Annotated in this window: 13 protein-coding genes; 1 reads left to right on the top strand and 12 read right to left on the bottom strand. The window is 57.1% G+C overall.

The annotated features are described in order from the left end of the window. Positions 1-3: 3 nt before the first annotated feature. The 9 genes from QQF73_RS03405 to QQF73_RS03365 form a co-directional block, all read right to left on the bottom strand. Positions 4-849: a glycosyltransferase gene (locus QQF73_RS03405; protein ID WP_285367215.1), complete on the bottom strand. Its 846-nt coding sequence runs from the start codon at positions 847-849 to the stop codon at positions 4-6. After that, positions 825-4,352 carry a type I restriction-modification system endonuclease gene (gene hsdR, locus QQF73_RS03400; protein WP_285367214.1) on the bottom strand — a complete coding sequence of 1,176 codons (3,528 nt, stop codon included), beginning with the start codon at positions 4,350-4,352 and terminating at the stop codon, positions 825-827. The genes QQF73_RS03405 and hsdR overlap by 25 nt, the downstream gene beginning before the upstream one ends. 126 nt (positions 4,353-4,478) lie before the next feature. Continuing rightward, a complete protein-coding gene (locus tag QQF73_RS03395; RefSeq protein ID WP_285367213.1) occupies positions 4,479-4,745 on the bottom strand; it encodes a hypothetical protein in 267 nt (88 codons plus the stop codon). Positions 4,746-5,808: 1,063 nt separating this feature from the next. After that, entirely contained in the window at positions 5,809-6,711 is a 903-nt protein-coding gene (locus tag QQF73_RS03390) for a hypothetical protein (RefSeq protein WP_219866828.1), read from the bottom strand. A 12-nt stretch (positions 6,712-6,723) separates the two neighbouring features. After that, on the bottom strand, positions 6,724-8,868 hold the full coding sequence (locus QQF73_RS03385; RefSeq protein WP_285367212.1) for a right-handed parallel beta-helix repeat-containing protein: 2,145 nt from the start codon (positions 8,866-8,868) through the stop codon (positions 6,724-6,726). A 246-nt stretch (positions 8,869-9,114) separates the two neighbouring features. Then, a complete protein-coding gene (locus tag QQF73_RS03380) occupies positions 9,115-9,708 on the bottom strand; it encodes a hypothetical protein (RefSeq protein ID WP_285367211.1) in 594 nt (197 codons plus the stop codon). Positions 9,709-9,831: 123 nt separating this feature from the next. After that, on the bottom strand, positions 9,832-10,125 hold the full coding sequence (locus QQF73_RS03375) for a hypothetical protein (protein WP_285367209.1): 294 nt from the start codon (positions 10,123-10,125) through the stop codon (positions 9,832-9,834). A 167-nt stretch (positions 10,126-10,292) separates the two neighbouring features. Continuing rightward, a complete protein-coding gene (locus QQF73_RS03370) occupies positions 10,293-11,096 on the bottom strand; it encodes an enoyl-CoA hydratase-related protein (protein ID WP_219866832.1) in 804 nt (267 codons plus the stop codon). Positions 11,097-11,175: 79 nt separating this feature from the next. Further along, complete coding sequence (locus QQF73_RS03365) at positions 11,176-11,616, bottom strand: DUF4124 domain-containing protein (RefSeq protein ID WP_219866833.1); 441 nt, start codon at positions 11,614-11,616, stop codon at positions 11,176-11,178. 299 nt (positions 11,617-11,915) lie between these two features. On the opposite strand from QQF73_RS03365, the gene QQF73_RS03360 reads away from it, so the two are divergent. Next, positions 11,916-13,142, top strand: coding sequence for a hypothetical protein (locus QQF73_RS03360; RefSeq protein WP_219866834.1), 1,227 nt, complete (start codon positions 11,916-11,918; stop codon positions 13,140-13,142). Between the two features lie 74 nt (positions 13,143-13,216). On the opposite strand, the gene glcF is transcribed toward QQF73_RS03360, so the two are convergent. From glcF to QQF73_RS03345, 3 genes are read right to left on the bottom strand one after another with little or no spacing between them, the layout of a single operon-like run. Further along, positions 13,217-14,425, bottom strand: a complete 1,209-nt coding sequence (glcF, locus tag QQF73_RS03355; protein WP_285367208.1) for a glycolate oxidase subunit GlcF — start codon at positions 14,423-14,425, stop codon at positions 13,217-13,219. A gap of 13 nt (positions 14,426-14,438) precedes the next feature. Further along, entirely contained in the window at positions 14,439-15,506 is a 1,068-nt protein-coding gene (gene glcE, locus QQF73_RS03350) for a glycolate oxidase subunit GlcE (protein ID WP_285367207.1), read from the bottom strand. After that, on the bottom strand, positions 15,499-16,971 hold the full coding sequence (locus tag QQF73_RS03345; RefSeq protein ID WP_219866837.1) for an FAD-linked oxidase C-terminal domain-containing protein: 1,473 nt from the start codon (positions 16,969-16,971) through the stop codon (positions 15,499-15,501). The genes glcE and QQF73_RS03345 overlap by 8 nt, the downstream gene beginning before the upstream one ends. Positions 16,972-16,987 lie beyond the last annotated feature (16 nt).

Genomic DNA, 16,987 nt, shown 5'->3' with positions numbered 1-16,987 from the left:
CTATTAGTCAACGGCAAGCCTGTACTTTTCTGCTTCAATGTCGTTTCTGGACCACTGAAAAAGCGTCTCGACGCGGTCGAAAAACGCCTCCCTATCAGCAGGCGACATCCGCTTTTCGTGCAACTGAAGAAACTGCGCACACCCCTTTAGCTTCTGGGCTGATCGGGGTGCCGACAGTGCCGAGGGGTTCCCGTTGCACTGCCAGAACACCGTTGCTGTCCCTGTGAAATTGACCGTGACTGCCGGGCCATCAAGGACGCGAATGGCAAGGTCGCGATCGTTGCAGCTTGTTAGGCCATCAGTAAACCCGCCAACCGATCGTAAGGTTTCGGCTTTGATAAAGGTGTTAGACCCCTGCCAGCCAGGGTTTCCCCGCAAAAAGTCTTGGGCGATCAGACGGGAAGGCACGTTCGTGTATTTGATCTGGCCATCGATGACGACATGAATTCCTGAGACGACAACATCCGCTGCACCATGGTCAGAACATTTCAGACACGTGGCCAAATGGTTTGCCGTCCAGCGGTCATCGTCGTCGATAATCGCCACATAACAGGCTGGAAACAACTGCGAGATTTTTTGTAGGCCGGTATTCCAGGAGCCAGCAGCTCCGGGGCTGTGCGCGTTCTCCAAAAAGACAATGTCGATGCCTGGCAAGTGGGACCGAATAGACTGCCTTTCAGATGCCTCAAGCCTGCGGTTATCCGAAACGATCAATACCATGGAAGGCTGGCATGACTGACGACGAATCGAAGGCAGCGCGAATTGCTCCAGCAAGTCGACCCTGGGGGTTGTTGCAATCAGCGTTATTACAGGCAGCATCTGCTCTACGAAGCCACCTGCGTTGGCCACATGGCCTCGCCCAGCTCCTCCAGCACCGTATCGAGCTGGTCCCCAAGAACTTTATCAAGCCGCTTGGCGCCACCCTGGAAAGCGGGCAGCTGGTTCACCGTTTCACGATCGATGATCACTTCGTGGGTGAGCTGCTTCGCCAGACGGTTAAGCCAGTTACGTTGGGCGGGAGTCCAGTTGTGCTGCGAATAGATGCGATCCATGGCTTCCGCAACACGCTGCTCAAACGGCTTCAGGGGCTCCCCCAGCGCCGCCCGGCGGATATGGCCGATGATGCTGGCGGCGATTTCCTGATTGGTTTGATTACGCACCGCACTTTGCAGCTTGGCTTCCGAGAAGCCGTTGTTGTCCAGCAGCAACTTCACTTCACGCAGCTGCTCCCGGGTAAGGTCGCGGGGTTTATTGACCACAACCGCCAGCGCGGCGGATTGGTTGATCTGCTCTTTGATGAACTGATTGAAGCTGTCCAGGTAGTCTTCAGGGCGCTCGTACTCGCCGTAGGTTTGAGTTCTGTCCCGGATTTCGTCCTCATGCTCGGAGATCACTGGCATGTATTCACTACCCGCCAGTGACTTCACTTCCGACAGCTGGTCCACAAGCCCACCGTGCTGACGAATAAACTCCGCAGCTTTACGCGGCCCCAGCTTGTGAAGGTGGGTGTGAAGGGACTTGGGCTCGTGCCCCCAGGCCTGATGAAGTTCATCCAGCTTTTGTTTCAGGGCTGGCTTCGATTCAGCTTTTTTCTCCGCTTTGCGCAGCACCCGCATCAGCTTTTGACCAAGCTGGCTGAGCACCGCATCCGCCTGGGTTTCGCCTTCTTGCTCACCGGGGGTGTTGAGCGCCTTTTCCAGCTTGTGCTCGTCGGTGATTTCCTCTACCAGCTGCTCCAGGGTGATGCCTGGGTCTTTCACCAGCGGCTTCATGGTATTCACGTCTTGCAGGGCAGCGTAGATGTCCACGGGATCGTAAATACGGAACACGGTCTTACCGATCTCGTCGCAACGGCGGGTGGCGCGGCCAATCATCTGCTCGTACAGGATTCGTGACCGAACCCGGCGCATGAACACCAGATTACATATCTTGGGCACGTCAATACCGGTGGTGAGCAGGTCCACGGTTATCGCGATGTTGGGGTAACGCTCGTTTTTATAACGCCGGATCAACTGACTTACTTTGTCACTTTGGCCGGTGATCTTGGCGACAGCGGCCTGGTTGTAGTCCCCGTTGTAGAGATCTTTGAACGCTTCATCCAGCAGGCGCTTTACCATGTCCGCGTGAAGGTCAGTGGCGCAGAAAATCATGGTTTTCTCGTCGCCGAAGGGATCCAGCTCATGGACCAGTTGTTCACATATCACGCGGTTGAAGTTTTCGCTGATCACCCTGCGGTTGAAAGCATCCACCTCGAACTTCAGTTCGTCTTCCAGCTCTGTGGTATCCACCTCGCCGGTTTGGGTGTTGATCACTTCGACCGGCTTACCCTTCTCAAAGGTGATCCCGTTCTGGGTGAGCAGGGTTTCGTAACGGATAGGTGGTTCGTGGTCGATCAACCAGTCGTCCGCCACCGCTTCCCGGTAGGAGTAGGTGTACACCGGCTTACCGAAGATTTCGGTGGTATGTTTAGCTGGGGTTGCCGTGAGGCCGATTTTCACCGCATCGAAGTAGTCCAGGACCCGGCGATAACTGGAGATGTACTGGCTGGTGTCCCGCGTGGCCAACTCGCCTTCGGTCATCTCCTGATCAAGGGTGTATCCCCGGTGGGCTTCGTCAATGATGATGCAATCAAACTGGTCGATGGGTGGCGGCTCGTCGCTCATAAAGATGCGCTTGACCATGGCCTGTACGGTGGCCACCTGCACCCGCGTTTCCGCCTCGGCGGCCATATCTCCCATTTCAGCGACGTTGTAGGCCGTGCTCAACGTCTGGCTCTGCTCGAGCCGTGCTTCATTAAACGTATCGATGGCCTGCTGGCCCAAAGCAGTACGATCCACTAGAAACAGGATTCGACGGAACCGCTCTTTTTTGAGGAACCGATACATCAGACCGATAACGGTGCGGGTTTTGCCCGTGCCCGTTGCCATAGCCAACAGGGCTGAACGAGCACCCTGCGACAAGACATTTTCAGTCGCGGATATCGCCATTTGCTGGTAATCCCGCAGCTTCAGGTAACCGAAAGGTTCAGCCTTCAACTCTTCGTCGGCCTTGCGCTTGTCGCGGGCAAGTTGATCCAGCAAGCCTTCCGGCGTGTGGAACTCATGCAATGCCCGGCTGGTATTACTGGGTTCGCGCACATCACGGAACCAGGTGCCCGACTGTTCCGCCAACTGCGGCACGTAGGGACGACCGTTGCACGAGTAAACGAAGGGCACCAGGTAATGACCTTCCTCCTCTGACGGCCACGCAACCGTTCGACCAGTGATCTCCCAGGCGCCCACCAGCGGCGCATCTATTTTGAAACCTTTGCTGTAGCGCTCGGCCTGTCCGATTTTCCCGGCAACGTTGGTGTTTTCTTTTTTGGCTTCGACCACTGCGATGGGGGTTAAGCCGGCAAACAACACATAGTCCGCGCGGCCGCCTTCACCGTTGTGCTTGGTCGGCCACTCTGCAATGGCCCGGTTCACCCCTTTTTCCGGGCGTGCGCCCTTCTGGTAGGTGATCTCCTGGCTATCGGCTTGCCAGCCCGCCTCATTCAGCTGCTGGTCGATGAGTATTCGGGTGAGTTCTTCATTCAGAACCAGCTTATCAGTGGCAGCAAGCGCCTTCTTCATTACTTGCTGGCGCTGTTCTTTTATCGCCGGCTCACCTTGCTGATTCAGCTGATCCTGCAGCGCCTTAATTCTTTGTTCATACTCCTGCCGCTGCTGTTCCAGGACCTGCTCATGCCCCCGGGCCTGTTCAGCCAAAGCACGGGACTCTTCATCCATGGCCAGCGCAAGCGCCTCATACTCGGCTTTTTCCTTCTGGATCAGTTCACCCAACTGCTGGCTGCTGTCCAGCTCCATGTTGGCCTGCTGAAGCTCATGACGAAGCTTTTCAATATCAGCGTGAAGTTGCCGCAATTCGGCACTGGGATCTGCTGGCGGGACAAAAGGGCCTGGCCGGAAGTTTGCGCCGGCGTCACCAATCGACCGGTGGAACCAGATGGCCAGCTCACGAGCCAACTTCAGTCCATCCATCGCCTCTTTGTGGCGGGTACGAAACTGGTGTGTGGCCTTATTGCCCTCGATGCGCAGGGTATGGAACAGTTCTCTTACCTGGGGTTCCAGGCGAAGCTCGCGGTTCAGGCGAAAGAGTAGATCTGACTGGCTCGTCTGCTCGTCGAACTCGATCCCAGACAACGCAGCAAGGTGCTGGGCAAGCGCTTCACCAAGCTGGCGGAGCTTGATGAGCGTGGTATTGGGATCGCTGGAAAAAGCCCGTTCTGCGGCAACCGCCAGTTCAACGAAGAGCGGATCGTGCTCTTCAAGAAAGCCGAAGTTCGTTGGGGTTTGCCCTGATCCCTGCACACCTTGCTCCCTAACGCCCGTGATCTTTTATGGTTGTTAATTAATGTCTTGCTGACTTTATCAGCCTTTGATCAGCGGGCCAATTCTCCAGGCCCCGGCGGCAAATGGTCGGACAGGGCTACATGATTAATTCAGTCTGTCGATCGCAGCGAGAAGACCACCCATCGCCTGCTGCTGAAGATGATGCTGCAACGACGTGAGGGTGAAGAACGTCCTATGATGCATACCTTTCGGCTTACCACCGTTGGGGCACAAAATGCCAGCGCGCCACCCCAGCCGCTCACGCACTTTTTCTGCACGCCTGATTGCTCGTTCGGAATCGGTTTCTTTCTGCGAGCGGTAGGACAGATTGAGGCACTTTCGGCACCGGAAGGTTTTGGCTTCGTACAGCAACGCCACTCTCCGCCGACATCCCGGGCAAATGAACCAGGGGCGTTGCCCGCCGAGGTGGCAGGGTGTCCACGTAACCGGAATATCCTGTTCCAATGACTGGGGTTCCGCCCCAGGCACCCGGTAAACGTATTTCAGCGTGACGGATTCATCATCCGCAACGTAGTGGGCGTAGCCCAACGATCGCTCACCGACCCTCCAGCTGACCGTACCCCTTCGCCGATGGATAAACGCCCCTGCCCGATTTAAACTGCGCACATCCACCGAGCGATAATCCTCAATCTCGCCTTTAGCAGATGCAGACCAGGACTTTCCGCTGTTAGGACCACCCATGTGCCGCCCCCCGATTTACCGAAATCAATTGGCAGTTTATCCCGATTTTTGCAGTTGGGTTGGGTGCGGCATGGAAGTGCCGTCAGCCAGAATTTCGTTAATCGAAATAATGCGCCATGGGACACTCATGGGGCACTAAATCACAAAATTTGGCCGCAGAGCACGGATAAGCGCGAAACATAAATCGCGTATTTTGCTGTTTTATATGCGATATTTTTTTAGCTTTTTTTGTCAGATTTTGGATGCTTGGGATTGAAAATCCCCGTGTCGGTGGTTCGATTCCGCCTCCGGGCACCATCAGATTCAATGACTTAGCCCGCCTTTTAGCGGGCTTTGTTGTTTCTGGTACCCAGTGAGCTTCCGCTCAGCCTCCAACCCTATGCGAATGGGTTGCTCTGGGGTCCACTCGCTCCTCCATAATCCCCCTCTCATAGAGCGCTTTCTTCAGTTCCGAGTAATTGGTTGGACTTGGATCCTGGTCATACCGATCCTGAGCCTGTCGAGCCAAATCGCATTTATCCAGCCATTTCTCAATCGTTTCTGTGGTGCCCATATCCAGCTCCTAAGTAAGAAATCACCCAGTCACCATAGACGATTGATAAAGAACCTATCTCGATCCCTTTCTGCATAAATTGTGGCAAAAGATGGCTACGCACGTTGCTGAAATTCAGGCTGCTCCCAATCTTTCATTAACTCGGCAACGCACCTCTTGGGCCTACCTGGAACCCGAAGACTACAGCACCGGGACCCCGGGCGGCTGGAGTTCCTCAGGCAGCTCGGCCTCCACAGTGCCGGTTTCATCCACGACCGGCTCCTCTTCGACCGGGGGTTCCTCCTCAGCTGGAGGCTCTTCCACGACCGGGGGTTCCTCCTCGACTGGAGGCTCTTCCACGACCGGAGGTTCCTCCTCAGCTGGAGGCTCTTCCACGACCGGGGGTTCCTCCTCTACTGGAGGCTCCTCCACTTCGTCATCGTCGTCATCCCTCCCTGGCGGACCTCCTCCACCTGGGCCTCCCCCGGGATTACCTCCACCATTATTCGGTGGATCGTCATCGTCGGGGGGCGGATCATCGTCGACAGGTGGCTCATCGACGGGTTCGTCGGGCTCCGCAGGCGGTTCGGGGGGCGGTGGAGGAGAGCTATCCCCGGTGGATAGATTGATCGAAGCCCCCAGGTCTCTGTTCTGGCAAAGCAGGTTACCCGACCGATCGAACATGCAGGCTTCGAACATCAACTGAAAGTTGTTTGCAGCCAGGGTGGTGAGGCGCTCCTCTCCAGCTATCTGGCAGGTCACTTGTCTGCCCGTATCCAGCAAGCAACTGATCTGGCCCAGGTTATCGCAAGCAAAAGAGCCCCGGGTGCCCGGCTCTGCGCACTTCTGGAAGGCTATTTCCCTTCCTCCGGGATCGGCCGCGCTGACGGCTCGGATCCAGATCGAGTAGCGTTGTTCGGGCCTGACGGCAGCCACGTTCCAACTGACGAGGAAGGTCTGATTCGGTGCCACCGAAGTCAGTTCTGTGCCATCGCTATCTGTGACTGCGACCTGGCGAATACTGATGGACTCGCCATCATTTGCGCCACTGCAGGCCAACAACGATAACGCCATCAGGCCGGCGCTCAGAGGTCGTCCCAACATTTTACCGGCCCCTCATTTTCTGACCCAAAACCCGCGGCCAGCAGGAATTTTCGAAATTCTCGGGATGCCTTTGGCGTTGAGAACGCTGATCACGTCCGGCTGGGTGGAGAAGGCCTCCCAGGTGCCACCGTTGTGAAACCAGACCACGCGGGCATCGGCAAACACCGTCGCCAGGTCGGTAATATCTCGCCCCGTGCCGTAAAGGTTCCAGTCCCCGCGCGCCATGGCCGAAATCGTACCTGGATCAAAGGAACCGGTTTCAATCTGGCAGGACGAGGGATCGCTTTTACAGGCCGATCTCGCCTCTTCAATGGCTTGTGCCACGAACGCGTCCACGTCGACTCCGCAGTCAGTCAGGTCCTCCGCGCAGGCAGCCCTTATCTGATCCTCAACCCTGAGGACCACAGTCTCCGTACCGAGGCTGTTCAACGTGAACGAATAACCGGCCTCGGAACGCTCGCCCTGCGAATCGGTAACGCGGACCCGGATCTGGTGCGCCCCGCCGTTCATGAACACCACGCCGCCGAGGCTGCCTCCCTGGGGCGATACCAGGACGTAGTCCGGCTCTTCATCCGTCCAGAGCTCCGTGCTTACCAGCGAGCGGCCTTCCGCCAGCTCCACGTTGAACGAGAAGCTCAGGCTGTCCAGATTACTGGCGTCAAGGGTCTCCAGAGCGAGACCGGAAACGACCGGTGCCGTCGGGCTGGAACCGTACTCGACCCAACCGATGTCCACATCAGCGCCGGCAATCCGGGGATTCCCGAGGACATCCGTTTCAGCCAGCGCAACCAGCTGAGCCTCGGAGGTACCCGCGTCGACCAGGATTGATCCCTCAAGAGGATGATAACCCGGGTCCAGCCCTGCGTAGGCCTGGTCCAGGATGTTTCCCTGCTGATCAATTTGGGATTCAGGAAGCGGCAACAAGGCAGGCGAAATGTAATTGTTCAGAACCGTTGCCCGAACATTGGCGTCGGCAAACGCCAATGCAGAAGCGTTACCTGCCAGCAGGAGGGAGTTGGCGACAACCAGATTGTCCGCGTTTCCCGACACCATCTTAATCGACGGCGCCCCCGTGTTACGCTCGAACACACTGTTCACTATCCGACAGGCCCGCTCACAGCGAACAGTACCGCTGTCAATGGAGTCCGGCACCTGGTTGAGCTCAAACAGACTGTTCTCGGCATGGAGATCCCGGTCCGCCGACACGATGGAGAGCCGGGATGCCGTGTTGCCCAGGACGACCGAACGCCGGAGTTCAACCGCAGAGCTCATCAACGCACCCGCACTGTCTGCACGGTTGTTCGCCAGGGTCGAATTTTCAAGCAGGACGCGGCCGTCAAAACCCAGTATGGCGCCCCCTTCGCCGGTTGCCTCGTTATTTCGGAACTCGGAACCGGAAATGGTCAGTAACCCGCTGCTGCTACAGATTGCTGCGCCCCTTGCCGCGCGGTTGGAACGGAAGTCCGATCCGGTAACCGAACTGTCCAGGGTGCTGTCTGTGTAGATAACACCGCAGGAATCGCTGCGGTTGCCCACAAACTCACTGTCGGTGACTGCAAAGGAGCCCCCGAAAAGAAAGATGGCCGAACCGTTGGAGCTTGGCGATCCGACATCAACGACGTTGTTCACGAACTGGCTATTGATTATCCGCAGCTCTCCCTGCCCATCGCCGGCGTTCATTAAAACTGCGGAACCGGAATTCGGCCTGTCAGTGGTGTTACCGGCAAACGCAGTCCCGTCCAACAGCAAACCGGCGTTGAGTACAGTGAGTGCTCCGCCGTGCCCCGTCCCGGTCACTCTGCCATTCTGAAACCGGATACCCTTGATAGAAAAGCCTGGAGGAACGTTGGTTGAATCGTGATTCAAGTAAAGTATCTCGGCCCGCGACTGCCCATCCAGTAGCACCTCCCCCGGGGTTTCAGCTTCGATCCGAAGATCATCGCCCTGAGTGCTGTTGTAAACAAACGGCTGGCCGGGAGTGGTGGGTGCGTAAATGCCAGCGGAGAGAACAATGGTGTCGTTCTGGCTGTTAGAAGCGGCGGCCGAGAGCGCGCTCTGAAACTCACGGCTGGTGGAGACTTCGAAAAGTTGAGCATACACGGGCAACGACATAAGGCCCGCAATGGCCGCAGTCACGAGAGAGTGTCTGGTTTTCACGATCTGTCGTCCCTGAACGTATTGGTGTTAAACCAGGACTCCCAACTCCCTCTGGCAGCTTAGATAAACGCCATGTCGCCGTTTTGTACAAATTTTAGACAAGCCTTGCCGAAATTGCACCCTTTCGCCAGTCAAAAAAGAGCCACTCGGCAAACGGCGAGTCGATTTGAAAGCACAGACACAGTCGCTTTTCCCTGCGGATTCAGACACTCATCCCAAACCAAGGGGGCAAGGCCCGCGTCGGCTTTATCGGGGCTGCCCCAGGAGACAGTCAGAGTATGAAATCGTAGCCGTCGTATCCTTGCTGTAGGTGGCCGACCAACCGGTGGAGAAAAATCTCACCACGTCCGTGTCATAGCAGAGTTCACCTTGCGCGGTGATGTCGTAGGGGGTCAGGGATTTTCGTTCCAATCCATCGGAAACGTCATTTTCAGGCAACTCGAACTGGATACGCCCATCGACATTCGCTTCATCCTCACCGATAACTCGCGGGAAAAGCTCGAAGGTAATGCCCGAAAACAACTGTTCAGTACGGATGGCGGGCCCAACGCAGTTGGCATTATCAAAACGCTGGAGGTAATGCCGGACCTCTCCGGTCTCTGCGAAGGAGACTGCCGAGCGGAAGTACAGATCGGTGAACTCTGCCCGGGCGGGATCACAGGATGTCACCCAACAGCCAGGGAGGCCGGGCGATGTGCCAGAACAGACCAACCCGTCAACCGTGTTTGAGGTCCTGCCAGCCTCGTTGCTTTCGACCGTCTGAACCACATCACCACTGCCAGAACCTCCACACCCGGCCACAGCGAACACCACAGCCAGGGACATCCCTTTCAATTTCACGAGAACCAACCTTCCTTTGTGGGAACAACGCCAGACATCAGTTTACTACTCTTCGCTCCTTTCGCCACAGGTCTGGCACTGGCAAGATCAGGAATCTGGAGCCCCCGGAATGACCCAGGCGGGTCAAAGGCGAGGGCGCGTCCGGGACCAGGCAGTTTTTGGCAACTCGGATGGGTGCGCTTTCGAGAATACCTTCCAGTCGAGGATATTGCCGTCGGCATCAAAATGGACGAAACCGGCAAAGTCGTCCTCCTCCTGCCATGTCTTTACATAACCGACCAGTTCCCCCTCTTCGGAGAGCAGCTCAAAGGATGATTGGGACGGGTCCGATTCCGACTCGGAATCTTCCTGGAAATTTGACTGAAGGGTGTAGTTTGGATCGTTCAGCAGGACAAGAGCGAGAAGATTTTCATTCATGTCAGCGTGCTCCGATGGTTACATACGGTTACAGCTTTTGGCCCAACCAATATAGTCGCACACTGAGAAATGAACACCCCTTCAGGTCAATTTTCCCAGCTTTTTCGATCAAAAAACGATCAGTCGATTGACTGGGACTGATGCGCCAGGGCCGCTTGGTGCCGGAGCTATTTTTTTGCCATCTGAGCCATCATCCGGTTCACCGCCTCCAGATGCTCGGGCTCGTTGTGACACATCCCCTGGAAGCAGGCACAGAGATCCAGAAAATCCTTGAGCTCCATGCGCTGGGCCATCTTCATCAGGCGTTTGGTCAGACGTGTTGCCTTGGGTGGCTGGCTGGCCATCCGGTTCGCCAGCTTGAGGGCCTCCGGCATCAGCTCCTCGATCGGAAACACATCCATTACGATCCCTAACTCTTTGGCTTCGCTTGCCTCAACGACTCGGCCAGTGAGGGTCAGTTCGAACGCGCGCTGATAGCCGATGAGGCGCTGCATCAACCAGGCGCCACCGTCACCGGGAATAATGCCGAGATTGAGGAAGGTCTCGCCGAATTTGGCTCGGTCGGAGGCGATTCGAATGTCCGCCATATTGGCCAGATCAAACCCCGCACCAATGGCAGGACCATTGACCGCTGCGATGATCGGTACCTCCACCGCCTGCAGCGCCAGGGGAATCCGCTGGATGCCCTGACGGTACCGGTCGGCACACTCGGCGACATCGCCAGCGAAATCCCCACCCCGCTCGGCCATGTCGCGAATGTTCCCGCCAGCACTGAACGAAGAACCCGCACCAGTGATCACCAGCACGGATACATCTTCACACCGGTTAACCCACTCGGCCGTGGTGACGATGTCGTCTATCAGGTGTGAACCGGTCAGGGCGTTGCGGAGGTCATGCCGATTCAGGGTAAGCACGGCCACACGCTCATCGAGGGTCAGTAAGGCATCTGTCAGTTGCGGCAAATTCGTCATCTTCGTGATTCCCAAGCAGGTGTTATTCGGATTGCCATGGGTAACGTAACGCTGGAGCCAGATACCCCGGTCTGGGCAACTAGCGCAGAATACATTCCCGGCTGTGTTGTTGGCTGATCTTACGTCTCTGGTGACGCAGTGTGTTGCCCTTGTCGTTGCTGTAACCGGACCGGAGCTTCGACTGGATACGATCCAGTTTCCGTCGGTAATTGTCACAGATCTTCTGGAGCTTGGCACGGGATTTGGCGGCGGCGCCGCTGTTTCGAACCGGTCGGTCCGACGTCGACAGCAATCCCCGCACATCGTCACGGATCCCGGAAACACGCTTTCCCTGCCGGAGATTCTCGGACATCGGCACCGTGGACGTCGGCTGGATATCGATTTCCTGATGGGGAATCTTGCCGGGCGGGTAATCCGAGAAATGCGCGATGCCCCGGCTGTCGATCCAGGTATAAACCTCGGCGTGCGCCGATGCATTGAAGATGGCCGAAAAAACGAAGGTTGCCAGAATCCATGGCATAAAAATCCACTCCCTGTGGGTAAGTTATATGCCGCGGCAGTATAACGAACCCCACAGGGAATGCATTGAAACCAGTCCGGTTTTACTGGTCCAGAAGCTCGATCCATTGCTGGAGCGCCAGTTCCACGTAGATATCAACCGACATAATTTTGAGCTATTTATCATTCAGGGCTACCTTATACATTGTTGACTCGCAAAAATGGGAATTCTAAAAGCGTGGTCTGTTTAGCGGGACATTGAACGCCTACCAGGACGTTCTCGTCGAAACGCTGTAATTAATCAATAGATAGGGAATGTCGATGAACAGTAGAATATGGACTTTGATTGGTGCACTCATGATTATCCTTGCTCTATCAGCCTGCGGCGGAGGCGGAGGCAGTGGCACGGCAATCACGAGCGATCCTGCCGGTGGCGACAATCAAGAAGGTGCCCCGGATCCGGTAGATGGAGACTTCTACTTCAGCAGTGAGACTAATAAGGAGTACCAGAATCCTGATGCCGATATTTTCCAGGAGAAATGTTCTTTAAGCGATTATTATTTTGAATCTGCAAACTTCATCGTGTTTTCAAACCTGACAACCCACTCCAACGACGATCTGAGAACCGCGGCGACCAAGGCCCAGAGTGCAATGGATGTCATCTTGCCGCAGTTCGGCTTGAACTGGGACACCTTTTACGCAATGAAGCGAGTGGTAAGCTTCAGGGATCTCAACCAGTTTGCTTCCGAGGTAAGCCAGCTTACCTATCTGGATGGGGGCATTGAAAAACGGGTAACGATCGACCAAATTTCCGACTACTTTGGTGGGGAAATAGAAATGCCAGCTGGATCTGCAGACTGGCAGGATCCAAGCTCCAACCCTGACCTCCAGTATGCCTTCGTTTACAACGCCCTGGTCAACGAGAGAGATCCCAAAAAAGTGCGGGACGTCATGGTGGAAGCTCATGAAGGGTACGACCAATTTTTTGCAGACAACCCCACCTTTGACCCCAGACAGGAAGATTGGAACGACCAATGGGAACCCTTCTTCAAGAAGATTCAGATTTGCGCAACCAGCAACGATCGAATTGGAAGATCATCCACCAGCGGAATCAAGATTTCGCCGGACTTTGCCGAAGAAGAGTACCGACATGAATTAACGCATCTCGTTATTAACCAGGTATCTAAAGTGACTGCGTTCTGGGCGAAAGAGGGCCAAACCCATCTGTTCCTGGGCGAAGACGTCCCCGCGTCCCTGACGGATGTCGCAGTTGTTCGTGACCATATAATTGGCACTGACGAAACCGATCCGGGCCTCGAAAATATCGATAAGTTCAAGAAGGCTTATCTGGAGCTTGTGGCACTAGAAGGCGTAAATGCCCAAAAAGTGCTGGATTGGCATCGGCTCTCAATGAACATCAAGGCGGAGTGGTTCGATCCAGATGGAACCGGGGGAACCATCACTGACGCCGAAAGAGAAGCATGGATAATGGAAGCGTTCGGCGAAGTTATGCCAAAGAGCTACGCCGCATTTTTCAACGACCTCTAGTCTACAGAAACAGAAAAGGCCGGTGGAAAACCACCGGCCTTTAAAGCGCCACCTGCCGGTGGCTCAACCCCGCCTCACTGATCCAGCAATTCAACCCAATGCTGAACCGGCACCTTGGCCTTGGTCTCCAGATGCATCTGGCAACCGATGTTGGCGGTCACGATGCGATCCGGATTGTCCACGGTCAGCGCCTTCAGCTTGTTACCCAGCAACTGCTGACTCAGTTCCGGCTGCAGCACAGAGTAGGTTCCGGCAGAACCACAGCACAGGTGCTTGTCTTTGGTTTCCGCCAGGTTCACCCCGGCCTTGGTAAGTACCTGTTCGACCACGCCGTTCTGCTGCATGGCGTGCTGCAATGTACAGGGGCAATGGAAGGCAACCTTGCCCGGACTCTGGTCGAGCTTGAGCGCCTCCAGATCCTGCTTCAGCAGGAAGGCACCCAGATCCGTGCACAGCTCGCTGACTTTATGGGCCTTGGCCGCATAGACCGGGTCATCTTTCAGCAGGTGACCGTAGTCCTGAACCATGGCACCGCAGCCGGACGCCGTCATGACGATGGCTTCGGCACCGGCCTCAATGGCCGGCCACCAGGCATCGATGTTCTGGCGCATCCGCTCCAGGCCTTTTTCATGCTCGGAAAGATGGTAATTCACTGCGCCACAGCAGCCTGCCTCGGGCGCCTCCACCATGGTGATGCCCAGCTTATCGAGCACCCGAGCAGCCGCCGCGTTGGTATTGGGGGTCGCTGATGGCTGCACGCAGCCTGCGAGCGCAAGCACGATCCGGTTGTGACTGGCGGCGGGCCAGGGGCTGGCCTGCTTTCTCGGGGGCACCTTGGTGCGCAGTTTTTCCGGGAGCACCGGCCTGAACACCTGTCCGAGCCGAAGCAGCACACCAAACAGCTGGCGATGGGGTAGCACCCGAGCCAGGCCCCAGCGCAGCCATTTATCCTTGGGATCGCGCGGCAGCTCCTTTTCCATCAGACCGCGGCTGATGTCGACGAGGCGGCCGTATTTCACGCCGGACGGACACGTGGTCTCGCAACTCCGGCAGGTCAGGCACCGGTCCAGGTGTTCGCGGGTCTTCTCGGTGGCTTCCTCCCCTTCAAGAAACATCTTCATGAGGTAGATGCGGCCCCGTGGGCCGTCGCGCTCGTCATTCAGTTCCTGATAGGTGGGGCAGGTTGCGGTGCAGAAGCCGCAGTGGACACAGGCCCGCAGAATGGATTCGGCCTCCTGCCCTTCCGCTGTGTTGGCAAATTGTTGAACGAGATTAGTTTGCATCGTATTCCTGCTCTTACAACCAGCTGTATAAGCGTCCGGGATTGAAAATATTATCCGGATCGAAGGCGTTCTTGAGGCGGCGCTGGATGCCCTTGAGGGCTTCCGGCTGATGGTGCATGACTTCACCGGAGCGGTCGCCACCACGGAACAGACTCACCTGTCCTCCGGCAGCCTTGGCCAGGGGTTCCATGTCTTTCAGCTCACCGGAACCTCGGTACCAGCGCTGAGCACCGGACCAGTCGATAAACCAGTCACCCTCCAGCTTCGGATTGGCGGCGGTGGAACCGACCGAGAAGCGCCACAGCGGGACATCGTTACCGGCAAAGAACTCGTGCTGCATATCCTGTACGGACTGCCAGAACTTCTCCCCCTGCTCCATCACGTCACCCGACCACTTGTCTGCGGTCGCCTCAACCGCCGATCGGGCACCCGACAGTCTCAGGTAGACCTTGCCGTCGACCCAGCACGCCCCGGTGATGGGCTTGGGCTCGGCGGACCGGCTGTTCATGTAACGGATCACCTCTTCCATCGACATGTCCTGAACCAAAGTCATGGACGCGGCCGGTTTCGGCATTACCTTGAGGCTGATTTCCGTAATCAGACCGAGGCTGCCCATGGCGCCGGCCTGCAGCCGGGAGACATCATAGCCGGCCACGTTTTTCATCACCTGACCGCCGAATCGAAGGTGCTCGCCCTTGCCATTCAGTAACCGGATGCCCAGCACCTGGTCCCGCACGGAGCCGGTCCAGGGCCGCGCCGGGCCGGACAGATTGGCGGCCAGGGTTCCCCCGATGGTGGAGGCCGCGCCCAGCCGGGGCGGTTCGAAATGCAGGGCCTGCCCCTGCTCGGCCAGCGTGGCCTCAATGTCGCTCAGCGGTGTACCGGCGCGAACCGTCAGAACCAGTTCCACCGGGTGGTACTCAACAATACCGGTATGCTCGCCCACGCTGAGGGTACCGGCATCGGGATCGGCTTCCCGGCCCATAAAGGCCTTGGTACCACCGCCGACGATGTTGAGTTTGTGCCCGCCATCGCGAGCGTGGAGCACTTGCTCCTGCAAATGTTGGGAAATATCAGCCATGGGCGGCTTCCGTATGTTCGTGCTTGTGTTGTTTGTGTTCCAGGGAACGATATTCCTGGCAGAATTTGAGCGCGGGCACACCCTTGCCGGGGTTGAGGATGCCGGCGGGATCGAAAGCGGCCTTCACGTCATGGAACTGCTGGAGTTCGTCGTCACTGAACTGAACCGCCATCTGCCGTATCTTCTCGACGCCGACACCGTGTTCACCGGTGATGCATCCACCCACCTCAACACACAGATTGAGTATGCTGCTGCCGAACGCTTCGGTGCGCTCGAACTCACCCGGCACGTTGGCATCAAACAGGATCAGCGGATGCAGGTTGCCATCACCGGCGTGGAAAACGTTGGCGACACGGAGACCGAACTCCTCGGACATTTCCTCCATCCGGAGCAACACATTGGCCAGCTCCCGTCGGGGAATGGTCCCGTCCATGCAGTAATAGTCGGGCGAAATCCGGCCAACCGCAGGGAACGCTGACTTGCGGCCTTTCCAGAGCAGTGCCCGTTCTTCCTCGCTCTGGGAGGTTCGGACCGAGGTTGCACCGAACTTGCGGAACACCTCCTCCGCCTGGGCGATGTGCTCGTCCACTTCCTCTTCCGTGCCATCAACCTCGCACAGCAACAGGGCCTTGGCCTCGCGGGGATACCCGGCCTGGGCAAAGTCGTCGGCCGCCACAATAGCGTGGCCGTCCATCATTTCCAGACCGCCGGGAATGATGCCGTGGGAGATAACGCCTCCGACGGCATCACCGCCATTCTGGACGCTGTCGAAACCGGCCATGACCACGCGAGCCACCTCGGGTTTCGGCAGCAGTTTGACCTTCACTTCCGTGACGACACCCAGCAGGCCCTCCGAGCCGGTCATCAGCGCCAGCAGATCCATGCCACAGGCGTCCAGGCCATCGCAACCGACGGTGACCACATCGCCTTCGGCCGTAACCATTTCAACGCTGTGCAGGTTGTGCACCGTCAAACCGTATTTCAGGCAGTGCACACCCCCCGAGTTTTCGGCCACGTTGCCGCCGATGGTGCAGGCAATCTGGGATGACGGGTCCGGACCGTAGTAAAGCCCGTACTGGGCAGCCTCCTCGCTGATCGCCAGGTTGCGAACGCCCGGCTGCAACCGTGCCGTTCGTGCCAGCGGGTCAATCTCGAGGATACGATTGAACTTGGCCAGCGAGAGCACCACACCCTCCTTGTTGGGCATGGCGCCGGCACTGAGGCCGGTCCCAGCGCCCCGGGCCACCACCGGAACCTGGTTTTCGTTGCAGATGCGCATGACCCGCTGCACCTGCTCAACCGTTTCCGGAAGCACCACCAGCAACGGCATCTCGCAGTACATCGACATGCCGTCGCACTCGTAGGGTTTCATGGTTTCGTTATCGGTGATAACGAAGTTCGGGTCGATAAAAGCCCGGAACTGCTCGGCCAGCTCGGCTTTGCTGACTTTCGGCTTGGTAGTCATAACGTTCTCTGGATTC

Source organism: Marinobacter albus, assembly GCF_030238305.1.
GTDB lineage: Bacteria > Pseudomonadota > Gammaproteobacteria > Pseudomonadales > Oleiphilaceae > Marinobacter > Marinobacter albus.
The sequence above is the reverse complement of the archived record's forward strand: the minus strand, read 5'-3'. Positions and strand labels throughout refer to the sequence as shown.

Bases quoted from the DNA above. Each gene is read 5' to 3' on its own strand.
- QQF73_RS03390 (WP_219866828.1), bottom strand. From the start codon at position 6,711: ATGTTGGGACGACCTCTGAGCGCCGGCCTGATGGCGTTATCGTTGTTG.
- QQF73_RS03375 (WP_285367209.1), bottom strand. From the start codon at position 10,125: ATGAATGAAAATCTTCTCGCTCTTGTCCTGCTGAACGATCCAAACTAC.
- QQF73_RS03370 (WP_219866832.1), bottom strand. From the start codon at position 11,096: ATGACGAATTTGCCGCAACTGACAGATGCCTTACTGACCCTCGATGAG.
- QQF73_RS03365 (WP_219866833.1), bottom strand. From the start codon at position 11,616: ATGCCATGGATTCTGGCAACCTTCGTTTTTTCGGCCATCTTCAATGCA.
- QQF73_RS03360 (WP_219866834.1), top strand. From the start codon at position 11,916: ATGAACAGTAGAATATGGACTTTGATTGGTGCACTCATGATTATCCTT.
- glcF (WP_285367208.1), bottom strand. From the start codon at position 14,425: ATGCAAACTAATCTCGTTCAACAATTTGCCAACACAGCGGAAGGGCAG.
- glcE (WP_285367207.1), bottom strand. From the start codon at position 15,506: ATGGCTGATATTTCCCAACATTTGCAGGAGCAAGTGCTCCACGCTCGC.
- QQF73_RS03345 (WP_219866837.1), bottom strand. From the start codon at position 16,971: ATGACTACCAAGCCGAAAGTCAGCAAAGCCGAGCTGGCCGAGCAGTTC.